A 15038-nucleotide genomic window follows, 5' to 3' on the forward strand; every position below is an offset into this window, starting at 1 on the left:
ATTCCGGATCATTACGATACGGAATGTTTTTTGGTAGGAGTATTCTGAATTGCGTTGACAATTCGGAAAAGACTTGATAGGGTTAGGAACAATTACATACTTATCCAGAGAGGTGGAGGGACTGGCCCTATGAAACCTCAGCAACAGGTCGAAAGATACTGTGCTAATTCCTGCGGGTGTTGCACCCGATCGATAAGATTTCCGAATTGTCGACCGACGCATCCGTGAGGATGCGTTTTTTGTTTGAAATAGGTGGAACGAGGAGGAAATGGATTCATGAAAACGAGCGGAGCGTTTCGACGCAAGATGGAATCACGTCATCTGATCATGCTGTCGTTAGGAGGCGTCATTGGAACAGGATTATTTTTAAGTACAGGTTATACGTTGGAACAAGCGGGACGTGTCGGAACGATTTTGTCGTATTTAATCGGAGCCGTCGTCGTCTACTTAGTCATGTTAAGTCTTGGCGAACTCGCTGTACACATGCCGGAAACCGGATCATTCCATAAGTACGCAACAAATTATATCGGACCCGGTACCGGTTATACGGTGGCCTGGCTCTACTGGCTGACGTGGACGGTCGCCCTTGGTTCAGAATTCACGGCAGCAGGCATTTTAATGCAACGTTGGTTCCCGTCGATTCCAGTCTGGGTGTTCAGTGCATTATTCGCTGCGATGATCCTTGGTATCAACGTCTTGAAGGTCCGCGTATTTGCTGAAGTCGAGTTTTGGTTCTCCGCCATTAAGGTCGTAACGATCATTGCTTTCATTTTACTTGGTGCGGGAGCCATCGTTGGCTTCATCCCATTACAAGATGGTAGCCCAGCACCATTCTTTTCTTCCTTAACGGAAGGAGGATTGTTTCCAAATGGGGCATTTGCGATCTTCATGACGATGCTTGCCGTGAACTTTGCTTACTCAGGAACGGAATTGATCGGCGTCGCAGCGGGTGAAGCGGTCGATCCGAAGCGGACGATTCCGCTTGCGATCCGAACAACGATTTTGCGACTCGTCCTCTTTTTCGTCGGTACGATCATCGTATTAGCCGTCTTATTGCCAACGGAAGGGAAGGGCGTGCTCGAAAGTCCATTCGTTGCGGTGTTTGAACGAATCGGGATTCCGTATGCGGCAGACGTGATGAACTTCGTCATTCTGACAGCGATCTTATCGGCAGCGAACTCTGGGCTTTACGCTGCCTCCCGGATGCTTTGGTCGCTTGCGAACGAACGCATGATTCCGCGCTTCTTCGCCCAGGTGACACCAAGTGGGGTTCCACTTCGAGCTGTATTGTTCAGCATGCTTGGCGGAGGACTTGCTTTGCTTTCTAGCATCTATGCAGCAGGAAGTGTCTATATCGCGCTCGTCTCGATTTCCGGTCTTGCTGTTGTCGTCGTCTGGATGAGTATCAGCGTTGCGCAGTATCGCTTCCGGAAACAATTCCTCCGCGAAGGGCATATGGTCGACGAATTGGTCTATCGTACACCACTCTTTCCATTGGTACCGATCGCCGCTTTCGTCGTCTGTTCGATTTCCCTGATTGGTATCGGATTTGATCCGACGCAACGAGTCGCCTTGTATTGCGGTATCCCATTCATCGTGATCTGTTATGTCGTTCATGCGTTCACGAATTCTTCTCAGAAACGGAGTGTTGAAGATGTCCCGAATCAAAAATCCAGTTGACCAACGATTACAGGAAGTTCCTTTTCTTATTTTAGATGGTGCCCTTGCGACCGAACTCGAACAAAAGGGATTCGACCTGAACGATCCACTTTGGTCGGCACGCCTCTTAATTGAAGCACCGGAACAGATTGAGCGTGTCCATCACGATTACTTTGAAGTGGGCGCCGATGTTGCGATCACCTCAAGCTATCAAGCAAGTATCGAAGGATTCAAGCAACGTCACATCACGACCGAGGAAGCACAAGCGTTAATTCGACAAACGGTTACCTTAGCGCAAGATGCACGGACGCGTAGCGGAAAGAGTGCCGCATTGATCGCGGGATCAGTTGGTCCTTATGGTGCCTACTTAGCAGATGGTTCTGAGTATCGCGGTCATTATGGTGTGTCAGCAGATGTGCTAGAAGCCTTCCACAGACCACGCATCGAAGCATTGATTGAAGCGGGGGCTGATCTGTTGGCATTCGAGACAATTCCGTCGCTTGAGGAAGCTGTCGTGTTGTTCGGGATTCTCGAAGCGTTCCCGGAAGTATCTGCTTGGCTGACGTTCTCGCTTCAAGATGCGACGCACATTAGTGAAGGAACGGCACTTGCGACGTGTATTGAAACGGTCGGACAACATCCACAGCTCGCAGCAATCGGTGCAAATTGTTTTCCAGCATCTTACGCGACCGATTTTATCCGTCACGTCAAGGCGTTGACGGATGTGCCAATCATCGTCTATCCGAACTCTGGTGAGGTCTATGATCCGGTCGCAAAAACATGGTCAGGTACGAATAATCAGTGTACGTCGTTCCAAGCCATCGCAAAGACATGGTATGAAGCTGGAGCACGATTGATTGGCGGTTGTTGTAGAACTTCACCGGAACATATCGCGCAAATTCGTTCGGTTTGCCAGGTTTCTCATACGTGATGAATGATGACGAAAAAACGGACACGAAATCAATCGATTTCGCGTCCGTTTTTTTTATGGTGTGATTCCATTACCGTTCGCGCAAGGCGCGATTGAATTGTTGCAATAGGCGTCCGAAATCTTCTGCATCATCCGCTGGCCAGTCTGTCAGTAGACGTTCGATGCTCGCGAGACGTGCGGTTCGGTAGATGGTGAGTTCTTGTTGTCCTTTATCTGTAATATGATAGAAAAAGGCTCGCCCATCTGTCGGATCTTTTACTTTTTCAACGAGTTGCTTCTGATCGAGTGCCGCTGCTTGGCGACTGACGGTCGAGACATCGAGCTGAAGTTCACGGGCAAGTGTTTTAACACCGACGTTGCCGGAATCCGCTAATTGTCGCAGTAAGAGATAAGAAGCACGGTCCAAATTACGATTGTCTGCCGTCGCCGTCGTTAAGCGCCGGATCAGGATCGCTAACTCGAGTTCAATGGTTTCGAGTGATTGTTGAGACATCGGGTATCTCCCCTTTCAAAAAAGTCTCTCTGTCCCTCATGATTACCCAATGTGGATAAGCTGTCAATGCGAAAAGCAGGAGGCTTGACAGAGTTGTAGTTGTATTATACAATTATTTTTGTTCTTTTAATTGTATCATACAACTTTAGTAGATGAGAAACGAACGACAAAGGAGAATTCAGATGAAAGCTTATGAGTCGATGAAACAAGAGGTCATCACGGTAAACGATACAGATCTGATTCGTACGGTCATCGAACGATTCATTCAATCTGGTATTAGCGGCGTACCTGTCATCAATGCCGAGCAAGAGGTCGTCGGTTATATCAGTGACGGAGATATCATGCGAGCGATCGGAAAACACAAGGACATCATCGTCGATACATTCTTATATGTAGATGTCATCAAAGGAGACGAAGAAGATTATGAAGATCGAATTCGTCATATCTTGAATCGACCTGTCATGGAACTTGCACGCCGGAAAGTCGTAACAGCGGACGCTGACACAGAAATGGAAGAGATTGCAGCGACACTCGGCGCAAAACGGATCAAAAAGCTTCCAATCCTCAAGGCAGGACGTCTTGTTGGGATCATTAGTCGAGGTGACGTCATCCGCCATTCGTTTAAACAGTTCATGTAACACATCCAATAGAAAGAAGGGACACTATGGCACTTGCTGAAAAAACAACGACGCTTGAGCCGGAAACGGTATTAGCGGAAAGCAAACATGGATTATTCCATCAACCGGTTGCTGTTTGGGCAGTCTTTTTCGCCAGTATCACAGCATTCATGGGAATGGGGCTCGTCAATCCCGTCTTACCGACGATTGCTGAGAATTTAGAAGCGTCCAAAAGTGAAGTAACGCTCTTATTTACAAGTTATAACGCCGTCATGGCATTCGCGATGTTAATTACAGGCGCGATCTCATCACGGATTGGTCAAAAAGGAACATTGATGCTCGGGATTGCCGTCATCGCAACTGTTGCTGGTTTTGCTTCACAAGCAGACAGCATTTGGACGCTCGTCGCGTTACGCGGTGGATGGGGACTTGGGAACGCCTTATTCGTCGCAACAGCACTTGCTGCGATTGTTTCGCTGTCATCAGGCGGAACAGCAAAAGCGATTATTTTATATGAAGCAGCCGTTGGTCTTGGGATTTCGATCGGACCGCTATTAGGCGGAACGCTCGGTTCGATCACATGGCGCGCCCCATTCATGGGTGTTGCGACGATCATGATCATCGCGTTTCTTGTCTTACTTTTCTTGATGCCAAAACAAGCAGCATCTGCTGCACCGAAACAGAAGTTATCATTAAAAGCACCGTTCCAAGCGATGAAACATCGTTCATTACTGACACTCGGAATCGTTGCAGCGCTTTATAACGTTGGTTTCTTTACGATCATGGCTTATGCACCATTCGTCATGAAACTACCAGCGAAAGGACTCGGATTCGTCTTCCTCGGTTGGGGGATGTTGCTTGCGATCACATCAGTCTTAACGGCTCCGAAACTGAAACAATGGTTCGGAACGATCAAAGCGATGATCATGATGTTGATCACATTCGCGATCTTGCTTCTGTTGATGGGGATCTTCACGGAAACTCCAGCCGTCGTCATCGTCTGTGTCATCTTGGCGGGAGCTGTGCTTGGGAATAACAACACGCTCATCACGACAGCTGTCATGGATGCAGCACCTGTCGAACGTTCGACAGCATCTGCGGCATACAGTTTCCTACGTTTTCTCGGGGCAGCCATTGCGCCATTCATGGCCGGTAAATTGGCTGAAATCTTCAACGCAAATCTACCGTTTTATGTCGGAAGTGGCTTCGTCCTCTTATCCGTCATCATCATCGGGGTCAATCTCAAACACATTCGCCATATCGATCGGACGGAAGGCGGACATTAATTCGATAACAAGACAGCCGAAGCGCATTCGCTTCGGCTGTTTTTGATTGAAATCAAGAGGGGTACATGGTTTTTAACGTGCGGATCGAGTGCTCGATCATTTCCCGAAGTATGCCTAAGTCGATGTCAGTCAGTCGTTTGACGTAGATGCAGGACTTACCGCGTCGATACGTACCGAGACTGGCAAGCAGTCGTTCTGAGACTGCGTCTTCACCAAGTGCGAGATAAAGGACGAGGTTCGTCTTCCGCGGAGAAAAGCCGACATAAAAGCTATCGCCCTCTCGGCCGGAGGCATAGCGGTAATGGTAGGAACCAAAACCAATCAAGGATGAACCCCAAAGGACGGCTTCATATCCCGTGACATCTTCGAAGAACTGACGTAGTGTGATACCATCTGCTTGACGTTGCGGCGGTTCGACTTGTGCCAGAAAGGCATCAACGGACTGTTCGGTAGGACCTGTCTTTGGCGTATCAGGCATAAGCAGACTCCTTTCGGATGAAGAAGATATGGGTTACTTTCGAGAAGTACTAGTAAATATCCTGTGGCTCAGAGGTGGAAATCGAATGAAGCATCGTATCGTGTTTCGAGGAGAAGAAAGCAGTGTACTATGGGAAATCTTACACGTACATCCAACGCAAGAAGAACTAACGATTCAGATGGTAGGGCGGAATAGTGAACACCAGTTTTCAGTTACATTCAATCAATATGATGCGTTCATCCGTAACTTTGCTCACGTCCATGAGTCGTTACACGGTGAAGTCGTATTCGAGCAGGGAGTAATTCGTCTCCACTTACGCTATGACCGACTTGGTCGTGTCTTCATCAGTTGGTCTGACGGACAAACGAGTCACCAGTTTCGCAGTGATCAAAGTTATTTAAGTGAGGCGTTAGCACAACTTGGCGTCTACTGAATCAGCTGATGAAAGGCGCTAACACAAAAAGAAGGGACGACATTCGGTTACAATATCGAATGTCGTTCCTTCTTTTTTTTATGTGATGGGGGCGATTGATGTAATGGTGTGTTGATCAAGTTGAAGCAAAACGCAATCGTTTTTTCATATTCGGATAACGGAATCGATTCATCCACTTGGTGTGCGAGACGGAAATCATGGAATGAAGCGATTGCGATTGGAAATGACTTTTTCGCTTGGCTGAACATCGCACCATCCGTTCCACCTGGAATAGCGATTTTTCGTGGTGTCACGCCGCTAACCTGCTCCATCGTATCCGCGACCTGTTGCAAGAAAGGCGCCTGTTCATCGGTTTCACAAGAAGGAATATCCTTGATGACGGTCACGTTCATATCAAACTCGGAATCTTCTGCTACAAGACGACGTTCGATAGCTGTAAAGGCAGCAAGAACGTCCGCTCGATCGAACCCGGGAATCGTCCGAATATCCATATAAAACGAAGCCTGACTCGGAACGACGTTCGGTCCTTCGCCTCCTTTTATGGATGTGATTGACGCGACGACCGGACCAAGCGCCGGATGATGATTCGCCGTAATCGAGAAGCGTTCCGACTTCACTTCCTGGATGACGCGATAGACGTCATCGATCGCATTACGTCCGAGTTGAGGGGCAGAGCTGTGTGCACTTTTCCCACGACATGTCACTTCGATCCCAACGACACCTTTTTGTGCATAACCGATCATTCCGCTTGTTGGTTCTGTAATCAGTAAAGCGTCTAAATCATCCGCGTGTCCTTGTTCGGTCAAATGACGAGCACCCGTCATTCCATTCTCCTCATCGGATGTAATCAGAAGTTTGATAGTGTTTGGTCGGTCTTGACGTTCTCTATATTGAATCAGTGCTTGCACCATTGCCATAACACCTGATTTCATATCAGAAGTCCCACGACCATAGATGCGGCCGTTTTCGATTTCGCCGCCGTATGGATCTTTCGTCCAGCCGTCTCCTTGAACTGGAACCGTATCGAGATGACCAGATAGACCGAGGACGGCAGGACGTGAAACATCTTCGCTCGCAGGAACGGTCGCGACGAGACAAATTCGTTTTGGTGAAACTTCAATCCATTCTGTCGAGATCTGATGGTCGACCAGTACATCGTATACGTAACGTGCGACGGCTTCTTCTCCGTCCATCGGATTGACGCTTGGAATTTGAAGACACTGTTGTAAGTAAGCAATCGCTGTTTGCATGATTTTTTCCCCCTTTACCTGTCCTATACCCTGATAAAAATACTTCAGGGAGGTAAACTAATTCAGAAAATAATTTGCGGTACTGAACGTCTTGAGGTAAAAGAAAAGCGGTGCAACCAAAGGGTTACACCGCGCATTGCTCATTCACTTTTTTCTGCTTCGTCTTTCCACTTCGAATCGATTAACATCTCTCCCGGCCATGTATAAGCCATGATGCCGCCATCCGCCGTGATGTCCTCACCTGTGACATACGAGCTGTCGTCAGAAGCAAGGAAGAGGGCGACCGTTGCCATCTCGCGTGGTTTACCGAGTCGACCGAGTGGTGTGATCCAGGCGTTCGCATCGCGGAACTGTTTGCCTTGTTCTTTTTCTTTTTCACCGACGAGTGTATCGATGAGTGGTGTTTCAATCGTTCCTGGCGATAACGAATTGACACGAATGCCATGACGCGCGTAATCGATTGCCATCGCGCGAGTGAAGTTCGCGATCCCGCCTTTCGCCGCGTTATAACCAGACCGGTTCAAGTCAGCTGCGCGACCCGACATCGATGACGTATTGATGATCGAACCACCGTTATCCAGCATGAGTGGAATCAAGAATTTACTGACGAGGAATGTACCGCGTAAATCGACAGCGATGATCCGGTCGAAGAGATCGATTGGATACTCGTGGACTTTCCCACCTTGTTCATCGATTCCGGCATTGTTGAAGAGGACGTCGACCGTACCGTACGTCTCTTTGACATGCTTCGCAAGTTGCTCAACACTCTCGACGTCTGAGACGTCAACATGGACGGCTTCCGCTTTCCCGCCTTGTTGTGTAATCTGTTCTACTGTTTGTTGTGCTTTTTCAAGTGAGACATCGGCACAAACGACCGTTGCTCCTTGTTCTGCGAATACAAGCGCAGTCGCTTGTCCAATTCCTGTTGCCGAGCCGGTAATGACAGCTATTTTTTGATCCAGTCTACCCATTGCTAAATCCCTCCTAAGTCGTATCGTTCACCTTATGAAACATTCCCGGAGAAATGGAGGTTAAACCCATCGATGCGTCTAGTAATAGAAGATAAGGGGTACATCTACAACAGCATAATCGCTGTAAAAAGGGAGATGAGAACGCTGACATCCGATCAATGGCAACTTGCCAAAAAATTATTACAGGAAGCTGTCGAGTATCAAATGACGCTCGAGAAAAGTGCGTTCGCAGATCAACTGATTGATCAAACGACACCTGTCCTTTGGTTTGGTGATGCGACGCGTAGCAGTTGGGTGACGATCGCGACGAACCCATCCCGAACGCAGTTTTTAGACCGGACGGGCGCATTACGATTCGACGAGACCGGTCCGCTCTTTATTCGTCCGAAGTCGATGTCATGGGAGGATTATCTCCAGGAGGAGACGCTGACAGATTCAATCCGGCGCTTCAATGATTATTTCAAACAACCGAACATTTACCGGACATGGTTCGGTCGACCGGGTGGCGGTAAGCTTGAAGGATTCTTGAACGGACTCGGTGCGTCGTTTTACGAGGAGGCGCTTGATCCAGTCGTTCATCTGGACTTTTTTCCGTTTCCGACGCACCACTACATGGGAGCGATCAAAGAACGCAGCGTGTTGGAAGATAGTCCGTTTGGTCAAACATTTCTAATGCGCCTGCTTGAACTATTTTCGATAAAAGGAATCATCCTGCTCGGGAAGGAACATACGAAACGATTTGCAAAGCTTGAACCAGCAATCGATTGGCATATGTATCAACCAACAGATTATCCGGACGCGATTTTTCAAGTCGGCTTTTCGTCACGATTTCAGGTGCCCGTGGTCGGTCTCCACTTCAAACCAAGTGAGCAATTCATCGGTCTCGGTAATCGAAAAGATGAAAACGGCGTCAGCCATGGCACCTACGGGTCAGCAGAGCACTTACGTCAAATCGGAAAAATCGTCCGTGAAAAAGTCGTAAAAAATAGCGGGAAAGAAGATTGACAGATATTTCGAACTCCCTAATAATAGGAGATGAATTAGCACTCTATATGAATGAGTGCTAAAAAAGGGGAGGCAGAATGAGCATGGAAACGAAACAATTTAAGGCGGAATCAAAACGATTGCTGGAGATGATGATTCATTCCATCTATACGCATAAGGAGATTTTCCTGCGCGAATTGATCTCGAATGCAAGTGACGCCATGGATAAGATGTACTACAAAGCATTGACGGACGAGACGATTTCGTTCGAAAAGGAACACTACAAAATTACGATCGAACCAAATAAAGAAGCGCGTCAACTCATCATTCGTGATACGGGAATCGGAATGACGAAGGAAGAACTAGAAGAGAATCTCGGTACGATCGCAAAAAGTGGATCGCTTGCCTTCAAGGCAGAGAATGAAGCACAAGATGGTCATGATATCATCGGACAATTCGGTGTCGGATTCTATTCTGCCTTCATGGTCGCAGACGTCGTCACTGTCGTTACGAAACCGTTCGGCAGTGCAGTCGCTTATAAATGGGAATCGCGTGGTGTCGAAGGTTATACGATCGAGGAAGTCGACAAGGAAACCGTCGGAACGGAGATTACACTCCACATCAAGGCGAACGAGGAAGAAGAATCGTATGACGAATACCTCGAGACGTATCGTTTGCGCAGTATCATCAAAAAATACTCAGATTTCATTCGTTATCCGATCGAGATGAAGGAACTCGAACGTCAGCCGATCGAAGGCAGTGACGAGACGGAAGAGGTCGAAGTCGTCAAGACGATCAACAGCATGGTGCCGATCTGGCGGAAGAACAAACGGGAATTGACAGACGAGGACTATACGAACTTCTACCAAGAGAAGCGTTATGGTTTCGACACACCAGCGAAACACATTCATATCAGTGTCGACGGCGCTGTTCGTTATCAATCGATCTTATTCATTCCAGAGCAGGCACCGTACGATTATTATTCGAAGGAATTTGAAAAGGGTCTTGAACTCTATGCCAACGGTGTCTTGATCATGGAAAAATGCAGCGACTTGTTGCCGGATCACTTCAGTTTCGTCAAAGGGATGGTTGACTCGGAAGACTTATCGCTCAACATCTCGCGCGAGTTACTGCAACACGATCGTCAATTGAAATTGATCGCGAAAAATATCCAAAGTAAGATCAAGACACAACTCGAAGCCCTCCTGCGCGAGGATCGCACGAAGTACGAAACATTCTATCAAGCGTTCGGACGCCAGCTGAAGTTCGGTATGTATAATGATTATGGCATGCATAAAGAACAGGTGCAGGATCTGGTCCTCTTCTACTCGGCGAAGGAAAAGAAGTTGATCACACTCGCAGAATACGTCGCAGCGATGCCGGAAGATCAGGCACATATTTACTACGCCGCTGGTGAGAGTACGAATCGTCTGGATAAATTACCACAATCCGAGCTCGTCCGTGATAAAGGGTATGATATCTTGTACTTCACGGAAGAGATCGATGAGTTCGCGATCCAGATGCTCGTGACGTACAACGAGAAGACGTTCAAGTCGGTCACGAGTAGCGATTTAGGGATTGAAGCGGAGGAAGCGGAGACGACGGACGCACAAGCAGAGATGTTCCAAGCCATGCAGGAAGTGCTAAGTGGGCAAGTCAAGGAAGTCAAAGCCTCAACACGTCTAAAATCGCATCCTGTCTGCTTTGCGACGGACGGCGCTGTCTCGATCGAGATGGAGAAAATTCTGAAGGCGATGCCGAATAATGAAGGGGTAGAAGCGGTCAAGATTCTTGAATTGAATCCGTCACACGCAGTGTTCGAGTCTCTTGAAACGGCGTATCAAAACGATCGTTCAAAATTCGAGCGCTATACAAAACTAATGTATCAACAAGCATTGCTTGTCGAAGGACTCCCACTCGAGGATCCAGTAGCGTTCGCGAATGATGTGTGTTTATTGATGGTGTGAAACGAATAGATATAAAAAAGGCATTGGATGCGCGCATCCAATGCCTTTTTACGTAAAGTGTTTCATCAATCCGTTTGTAAATCCGAAGCGGTTTCGCCTTTTTTCGAGAGAACGTTCAAGACGACGACAAAGAGTACGAATGTGACAAGAGCTCCGATGAAACCGAAGACCGAAGACTCCGTGAAACCGATGACTAAATAACCGACTGCCGCAGTGACGGCACCGACTAGCGCATATGGTAATTGTGTCGTAACGTGATCGATATGATGGGATCCAGCCCCTGTCGAACTGAGGATCGTCGTATCGGAAATCGGTGAACAATGGTCACCGAAGACAGATCCAGCAAGAACAGCAGCAAGCGTCGGTAACAAGAGTGAAGCATCGACAGCCATGACGAGATCCGCACCGATTGGCAACATGATCCCGAATGTGCCCCAACTTGTTCCTGTCGAGAATGCCATCAAGCCGGCAATCAAGAATAATAAGAACGGCAAGTACGAAGCAGAAATCGAGTTGCTGATGAAGCTTGCGAGATAATCGCCTGTTTTCATATCACCGATAACAGCGATGATCGTCCAAGCAAATAACAGAATCACGACTGCTGGCCACATCGAACGCATACCAGCAACGATGCTTGCACGGTAATCGCGGCCCGGAATTTTCCGTCCGATCAGCATCAGGAAAGCAACGATTAAACTGATGACGACACCTGCGACGAGTGAACGTGTGACGTCTGTTGCCTCAAATGCTCCAATTAAAGTAAACGGGCGATTGTCGGCTGCAAGTGCCTGAGCACCTGTTCCGAGCAACGCACTGATCGTAGCAATGACGAGAACGACGATCGGAACGACGAGATCCCGGACTTTTCCGTTCGTATGTTCGTTGACCTCTTTTGCCATCCCCATCGGTGTTCCTTTTGACGCATCAAAAAGTTCACCATTCGCGGCACGGCGTTCATGCTGTTTCATCGGTCCGACAGAGACGCCAGAGTAAGCGATGTAAAGTGTTAAAAGTAACGCGAAAATCGCATAGAAGTTCATTGGAACGATCATCATGAAAGCACTAAACGCTGAGTAATCCGTAATCGAGTGCGTCGTTAAGATACCGGCGATGATGGAGATGATGAATGCGCCCCAACTCGAAAGCGGACTGATGACACAAACAGGCGCAGCTGTTGAGTCAATCAGATAGGCAAGCTTCGCACGTGAGACACCACGGCGATCCGTTAACGGACGACTGACGTTGCCGACAGCGAGACTGTTGAAGTAATCATCGATGAAAATCAAGATACCGAGTCCGAAGGCAACTAAGCGTGCACCACGCGCTGTCTTGACGTGAGTAGAAGCCCATTCACCGAAGGCACGAGCGCCACCTGATGTCTGAATGAGCGTGGAAAGGACGCCGAGCAATAACAAGAAGACAAGCAATAAGACGTTCCACTCGTTCAAGGCACCGTCTGCCCAAAAGAGACTGAAGATGTTCTTGCCGAGATAGGTTACCGTATCGATCGGATTAAAACGGTGGAGTAACAGGGCACCGACGAGAATGCCGACACCTAACGAAAGAACGACCTTTCGGGTAAAGATGGCTAATAAGATAGCTAGTAAAGCAGGTACAAGGGCAATGATGGAATCTGAATAGTTGACCATGAAAAATATCCTCCTCTTTAATAAATAGCTTAAAGATGAGACCCCGCGGCACAAAAAAAGCAAGGGCACCGGCAACAAAGCCGACACCCTCGCTGGATGCGTCTTTCTTAGCCGAATTGGAGCGCTCCATACAATTGTTATGTATGGCAATCGATCGGGTGTTTCCCGAATCGACCAACGACGATATGCTCGACACATACTGTCATTTCGGCGATGTCACCTTTCCTGTAGTCGTCTTCGTTGTCATCCTCGGACCAAGTACTGATTGAAATCGCGCCTCTACCTCATCGATAGAATAGTCATATTCTGTTCTTATGGACACTTTATCATGTATTTCAGAAGCGATTCAACCATATATTCTGATAATTTAAGATAAAGTTGTTTATTCAGCAAAATGTTGAATGAGCTGTTTCATCAAATAGGCTTGGTTTTCCTCGAATTGTTTTTTTCGATGACCGTTCGCGCCAGATGGGTGGGGGAATCCGGAAAGAAGCTGATGCTGTTCGATTCGTCCATCATGAATCAATCCACGGACTTGCGTCTCGACGACCCGACCGAGTGGAATTAATAACGCTGTTTTTTGTAACTGATTGATCTCAGCGACGAAGTGTTCTTCCGCGTAGTGCCTCAATAAAGGGCTACGATTGATCTTCGGTTGATGACCCGAGTAATTTTTTTCGCGATAAAAGACGGGTTGCTTTAACAGTGACGTTGGATGCAATAATTTCTGATGTTGATGGAATAAGCTAGTAGCCGTCTCAATTCCGAGTAATGCTGGAAGCTCGAGTGTATCAAGCATCTGGACGAGATTACGTCGCATCGTTCCAGCAAAGCTTGCTGTATATTTGACGAGGCGTGCCGTCTCTTCTAATGAAACACCATGATGGAGGGCATCCGTCGCTTCTTCGAAAGCGATTCGCATCTGTTCAAAACCTGGTGTGATCCCGATGATGACGACTTTTGCTTCAGTATTGACATATTCGCCAATCGGAGAGTAATAGACGTTCAGCTCGTTCTCCTGTTGCAATAAAAAATCGTCCGTCCATAATTCATCACGTCGTAACGTACGATCGTCAGGTAAGCTACGAATGGCTTGTTCAAATATAGTTAATGAATTCATGAAGGACCCTCTCTCTCTGTAATGGCACTATGATAACAAATAATACCATTTGTGACAATTCGACCCTTTCACTATTTGTATATAGGTATATAAAAAAGGACTCGATACGAGTCCTTTTCGTGCATCATGCGCGTTCTTTGACCGAAGCGACTTCATAAGTCAGAATCTCGCTGCCGAGCATTGGCGATTCTCCTGCCTCACTACTCGCAGGTCGACTATGTGACGCTTTAAAATCGTCACTCTCCCGCCATGCTTGAAAACTCTTCATGTCTTCCCAGTACATGTTGACGTTCATTTCATCGTGTTCTTCGATATTTTGCGTCAATAAGACCTCGACGCGGATGAATCCGTCCATCGTATCGAGTCCACTTGGACGCGTAAAACGAGGAGCGAGAGCTGCAGCCATCCCTTTTTTGACTTTAATCCGGTTCGTAACGACGATCATCATAAAATCCCCTTTCAAAAAACGAGCAACGTACTTCTTCAGTATAGTACGATGAGGGAAAGAATGCCGGAAAGAAGGAACAAAAGAGATGAATGAACAGGAATATGATCAACGATTACGAATTGAGACCATTGAGATGCAACACCTTTATGGTGTGTTTAGTCACTACAATCGCTATGAACCGACGCCTTATGCGGCACTCGGCGAATTATGCGAAACCTATCCGTTTCAAAAAGAGGATACTGTCATCGATTTCGGGTGTGGGAAAGGGCGTTTAAACTTTTACTTACATGACCGATTCGACTGTTCCGTCATCGGAATCGAGATGAATGGACAATTTTACGAGGACGCACTTCGGAATATGGCGAAATACCAAAGTCGAAGGAAGCGGCGTTCCGGAAGTTTGCGATTCGAACAGACGTATGCCGAGCAGTATACCATTCCGGATGAGGCGAATAAGTTTTATTTCTTTAATCCATTCTCTTCACAAATTTTCATGAAAGTGATCGATCACATTTTAAGTTCGGTCGAACGTTCCCCGCGTTCGGTTGATCTCATCTTGTATTACCCGACCGATGAATACCGGGAGTACCTGGAGCGCCATACCGTATTCGAGCAAATCGATGAGATTCGATTACGAGACCTCTATGAAAAAAATCATGACGAGCGGTTCGTCATCTATCGCTTTGATCCGAACAAACTGCTTCAAAACGGGTATGAATACAGTGAGGAAAGAAATAAAAAATAGGGAGGTC

General features: G+C 47.4%; 15 protein-coding genes and 2 riboswitches. Of the genes, 8 read left to right on the forward strand and 7 right to left on the reverse strand.

Annotation, left to right across the window (positions count from 1 at the left end; genetic code table 11):
• The first annotated feature begins 97 nt into the window (after positions 1 to 97).
• Positions 98 to 199, forward strand: a riboswitch (SAM riboswitch).
• 77 nt (positions 200 to 276) lie between these two features.
• Together B3M90_RS05835 and mmuM are read left to right on the forward strand one after the other, a co-directional pair.
• A complete protein-coding gene (locus B3M90_RS05835; RefSeq protein ID WP_290782954.1) occupies positions 277 to 1680 on the forward strand; it encodes an amino acid permease in 1404 nt (467 codons plus the stop codon).
• Positions 1655 to 2590 carry a homocysteine S-methyltransferase gene (gene mmuM / locus B3M90_RS05840; RefSeq protein ID WP_290756009.1) on the forward strand — a complete coding sequence of 312 codons (936 nt, stop codon included), beginning with the start codon at positions 1655 to 1657 and terminating at the stop codon, positions 2588 to 2590. Before B3M90_RS05835 ends, mmuM begins: the two co-directional genes overlap by 26 nt.
• A 70-nt stretch (positions 2591 to 2660) precedes the next feature.
• Here mmuM and B3M90_RS05845 read toward each other — a convergent pair whose 3' ends face one another.
• Positions 2661 to 3083 carry a MarR family winged helix-turn-helix transcriptional regulator gene (locus B3M90_RS05845; RefSeq protein ID WP_035411811.1) on the reverse strand — a complete coding sequence of 141 codons (423 nt, stop codon included), beginning with the start codon at positions 3081 to 3083 and terminating at the stop codon, positions 2661 to 2663.
• A 182-nt stretch (positions 3084 to 3265) separates the two neighbouring features.
• Between B3M90_RS05845 and B3M90_RS05850 the strand changes: the two genes are divergently transcribed.
• Positions 3266 to 3721: a CBS domain-containing protein gene (locus tag B3M90_RS05850; protein WP_035395501.1), complete on the forward strand. Its 456-nt coding sequence runs from the start codon at positions 3266 to 3268 to the stop codon at positions 3719 to 3721.
• A gap of 26 nt (positions 3722 to 3747) precedes the next feature.
• Positions 3748 to 4986, forward strand: coding sequence for an MFS transporter (locus B3M90_RS05855; protein WP_290780645.1), 1239 nt, complete (start codon positions 3748 to 3750; stop codon positions 4984 to 4986).
• A 52-nt stretch (positions 4987 to 5038) separates the two neighbouring features.
• On the opposite strand, the gene B3M90_RS05860 is transcribed toward B3M90_RS05855, so the two are convergent.
• Complete coding sequence (locus B3M90_RS05860; RefSeq protein ID WP_290756015.1) at positions 5039 to 5464, reverse strand: DUF1801 domain-containing protein; 426 nt, start codon at positions 5462 to 5464, stop codon at positions 5039 to 5041.
• An 85-nt stretch (positions 5465 to 5549) separates the two neighbouring features.
• On the opposite strand from B3M90_RS05860, the gene B3M90_RS05865 reads away from it, so the two are divergent.
• Positions 5550 to 5897 (forward strand): hypothetical protein, encoded by a 348-nt coding sequence (locus B3M90_RS05865; protein WP_290756017.1) that lies wholly within the window; start codon positions 5550 to 5552, stop codon positions 5895 to 5897.
• Positions 5898 to 5944: 47 nt separating this feature from the next.
• On the opposite strand, the gene B3M90_RS05870 is transcribed toward B3M90_RS05865, so the two are convergent.
• On the reverse strand, positions 5945 to 7147 hold the full coding sequence (locus B3M90_RS05870; protein ID WP_290782956.1) for a M20 family metallopeptidase: 1203 nt from the start codon (positions 7145 to 7147) through the stop codon (positions 5945 to 5947).
• A gap of 140 nt (positions 7148 to 7287) precedes the next feature.
• Positions 7288 to 8118 (reverse strand): SDR family oxidoreductase, encoded by an 831-nt coding sequence (locus B3M90_RS05875; protein ID WP_056064722.1) that lies wholly within the window; start codon positions 8116 to 8118, stop codon positions 7288 to 7290.
• A gap of 135 nt (positions 8119 to 8253) precedes the next feature.
• On the opposite strand from B3M90_RS05875, the gene B3M90_RS05880 reads away from it, so the two are divergent.
• Both B3M90_RS05880 and htpG read left to right on the forward strand, forming a co-directional pair.
• Entirely contained in the window at positions 8254 to 9123 is an 870-nt protein-coding gene (locus tag B3M90_RS05880; RefSeq protein WP_290782958.1) for a hypothetical protein, read from the forward strand.
• An 83-nt stretch (positions 9124 to 9206) separates the two neighbouring features.
• Positions 9207 to 11069, forward strand: coding sequence for a molecular chaperone HtpG (gene htpG, locus B3M90_RS05885; RefSeq protein ID WP_133208455.1), 1863 nt, complete (start codon positions 9207 to 9209; stop codon positions 11067 to 11069).
• A gap of 65 nt (positions 11070 to 11134) precedes the next feature.
• Here the strand turns inward: htpG and B3M90_RS05890 are convergent, their stop codons facing one another.
• The 3 genes from B3M90_RS05890 to B3M90_RS05900 all read right to left on the reverse strand — a co-directional run bounded on the left by B3M90_RS05890 (position 11135) and on the right by B3M90_RS05900 (position 14283).
• The gene (locus B3M90_RS05890) at positions 11135 to 12718 is read right to left on the reverse strand and encodes a Na+/H+ antiporter NhaC family protein (RefSeq protein ID WP_035395513.1); all 1584 of its coding nucleotides are present in this window, start codon (positions 12716 to 12718) and stop codon (positions 11135 to 11137) included.
• A 111-nt stretch (positions 12719 to 12829) separates the two neighbouring features.
• Positions 12830 to 13008: riboswitch (Lysine riboswitch) on the reverse strand.
• A 92-nt stretch (positions 13009 to 13100) separates the two neighbouring features.
• A complete protein-coding gene (locus B3M90_RS05895) occupies positions 13101 to 13838 on the reverse strand; it encodes a hypothetical protein (RefSeq protein ID WP_290782960.1) in 738 nt (245 codons plus the stop codon).
• Between the two features lie 124 nt (positions 13839 to 13962).
• A complete protein-coding gene (locus B3M90_RS05900) occupies positions 13963 to 14283 on the reverse strand; it encodes a heme oxygenase (protein WP_023469797.1) in 321 nt (106 codons plus the stop codon).
• Positions 14284 to 14371: 88 nt separating this feature from the next.
• On the opposite strand from B3M90_RS05900, the gene B3M90_RS05905 reads away from it, so the two are divergent.
• Positions 14372 to 15031, forward strand: a complete 660-nt coding sequence (locus B3M90_RS05905) for a methyltransferase (RefSeq protein ID WP_290782962.1) — start codon at positions 14372 to 14374, stop codon at positions 15029 to 15031.
• Positions 15032 to 15038 lie beyond the last annotated feature (7 nt).

Source organism: Exiguobacterium sp. UBA6309 (assembly GCF_002439205.1).
Taxonomy (GTDB): domain Bacteria; phylum Bacillota; class Bacilli; order Exiguobacteriales; family Exiguobacteriaceae; genus Exiguobacterium_A.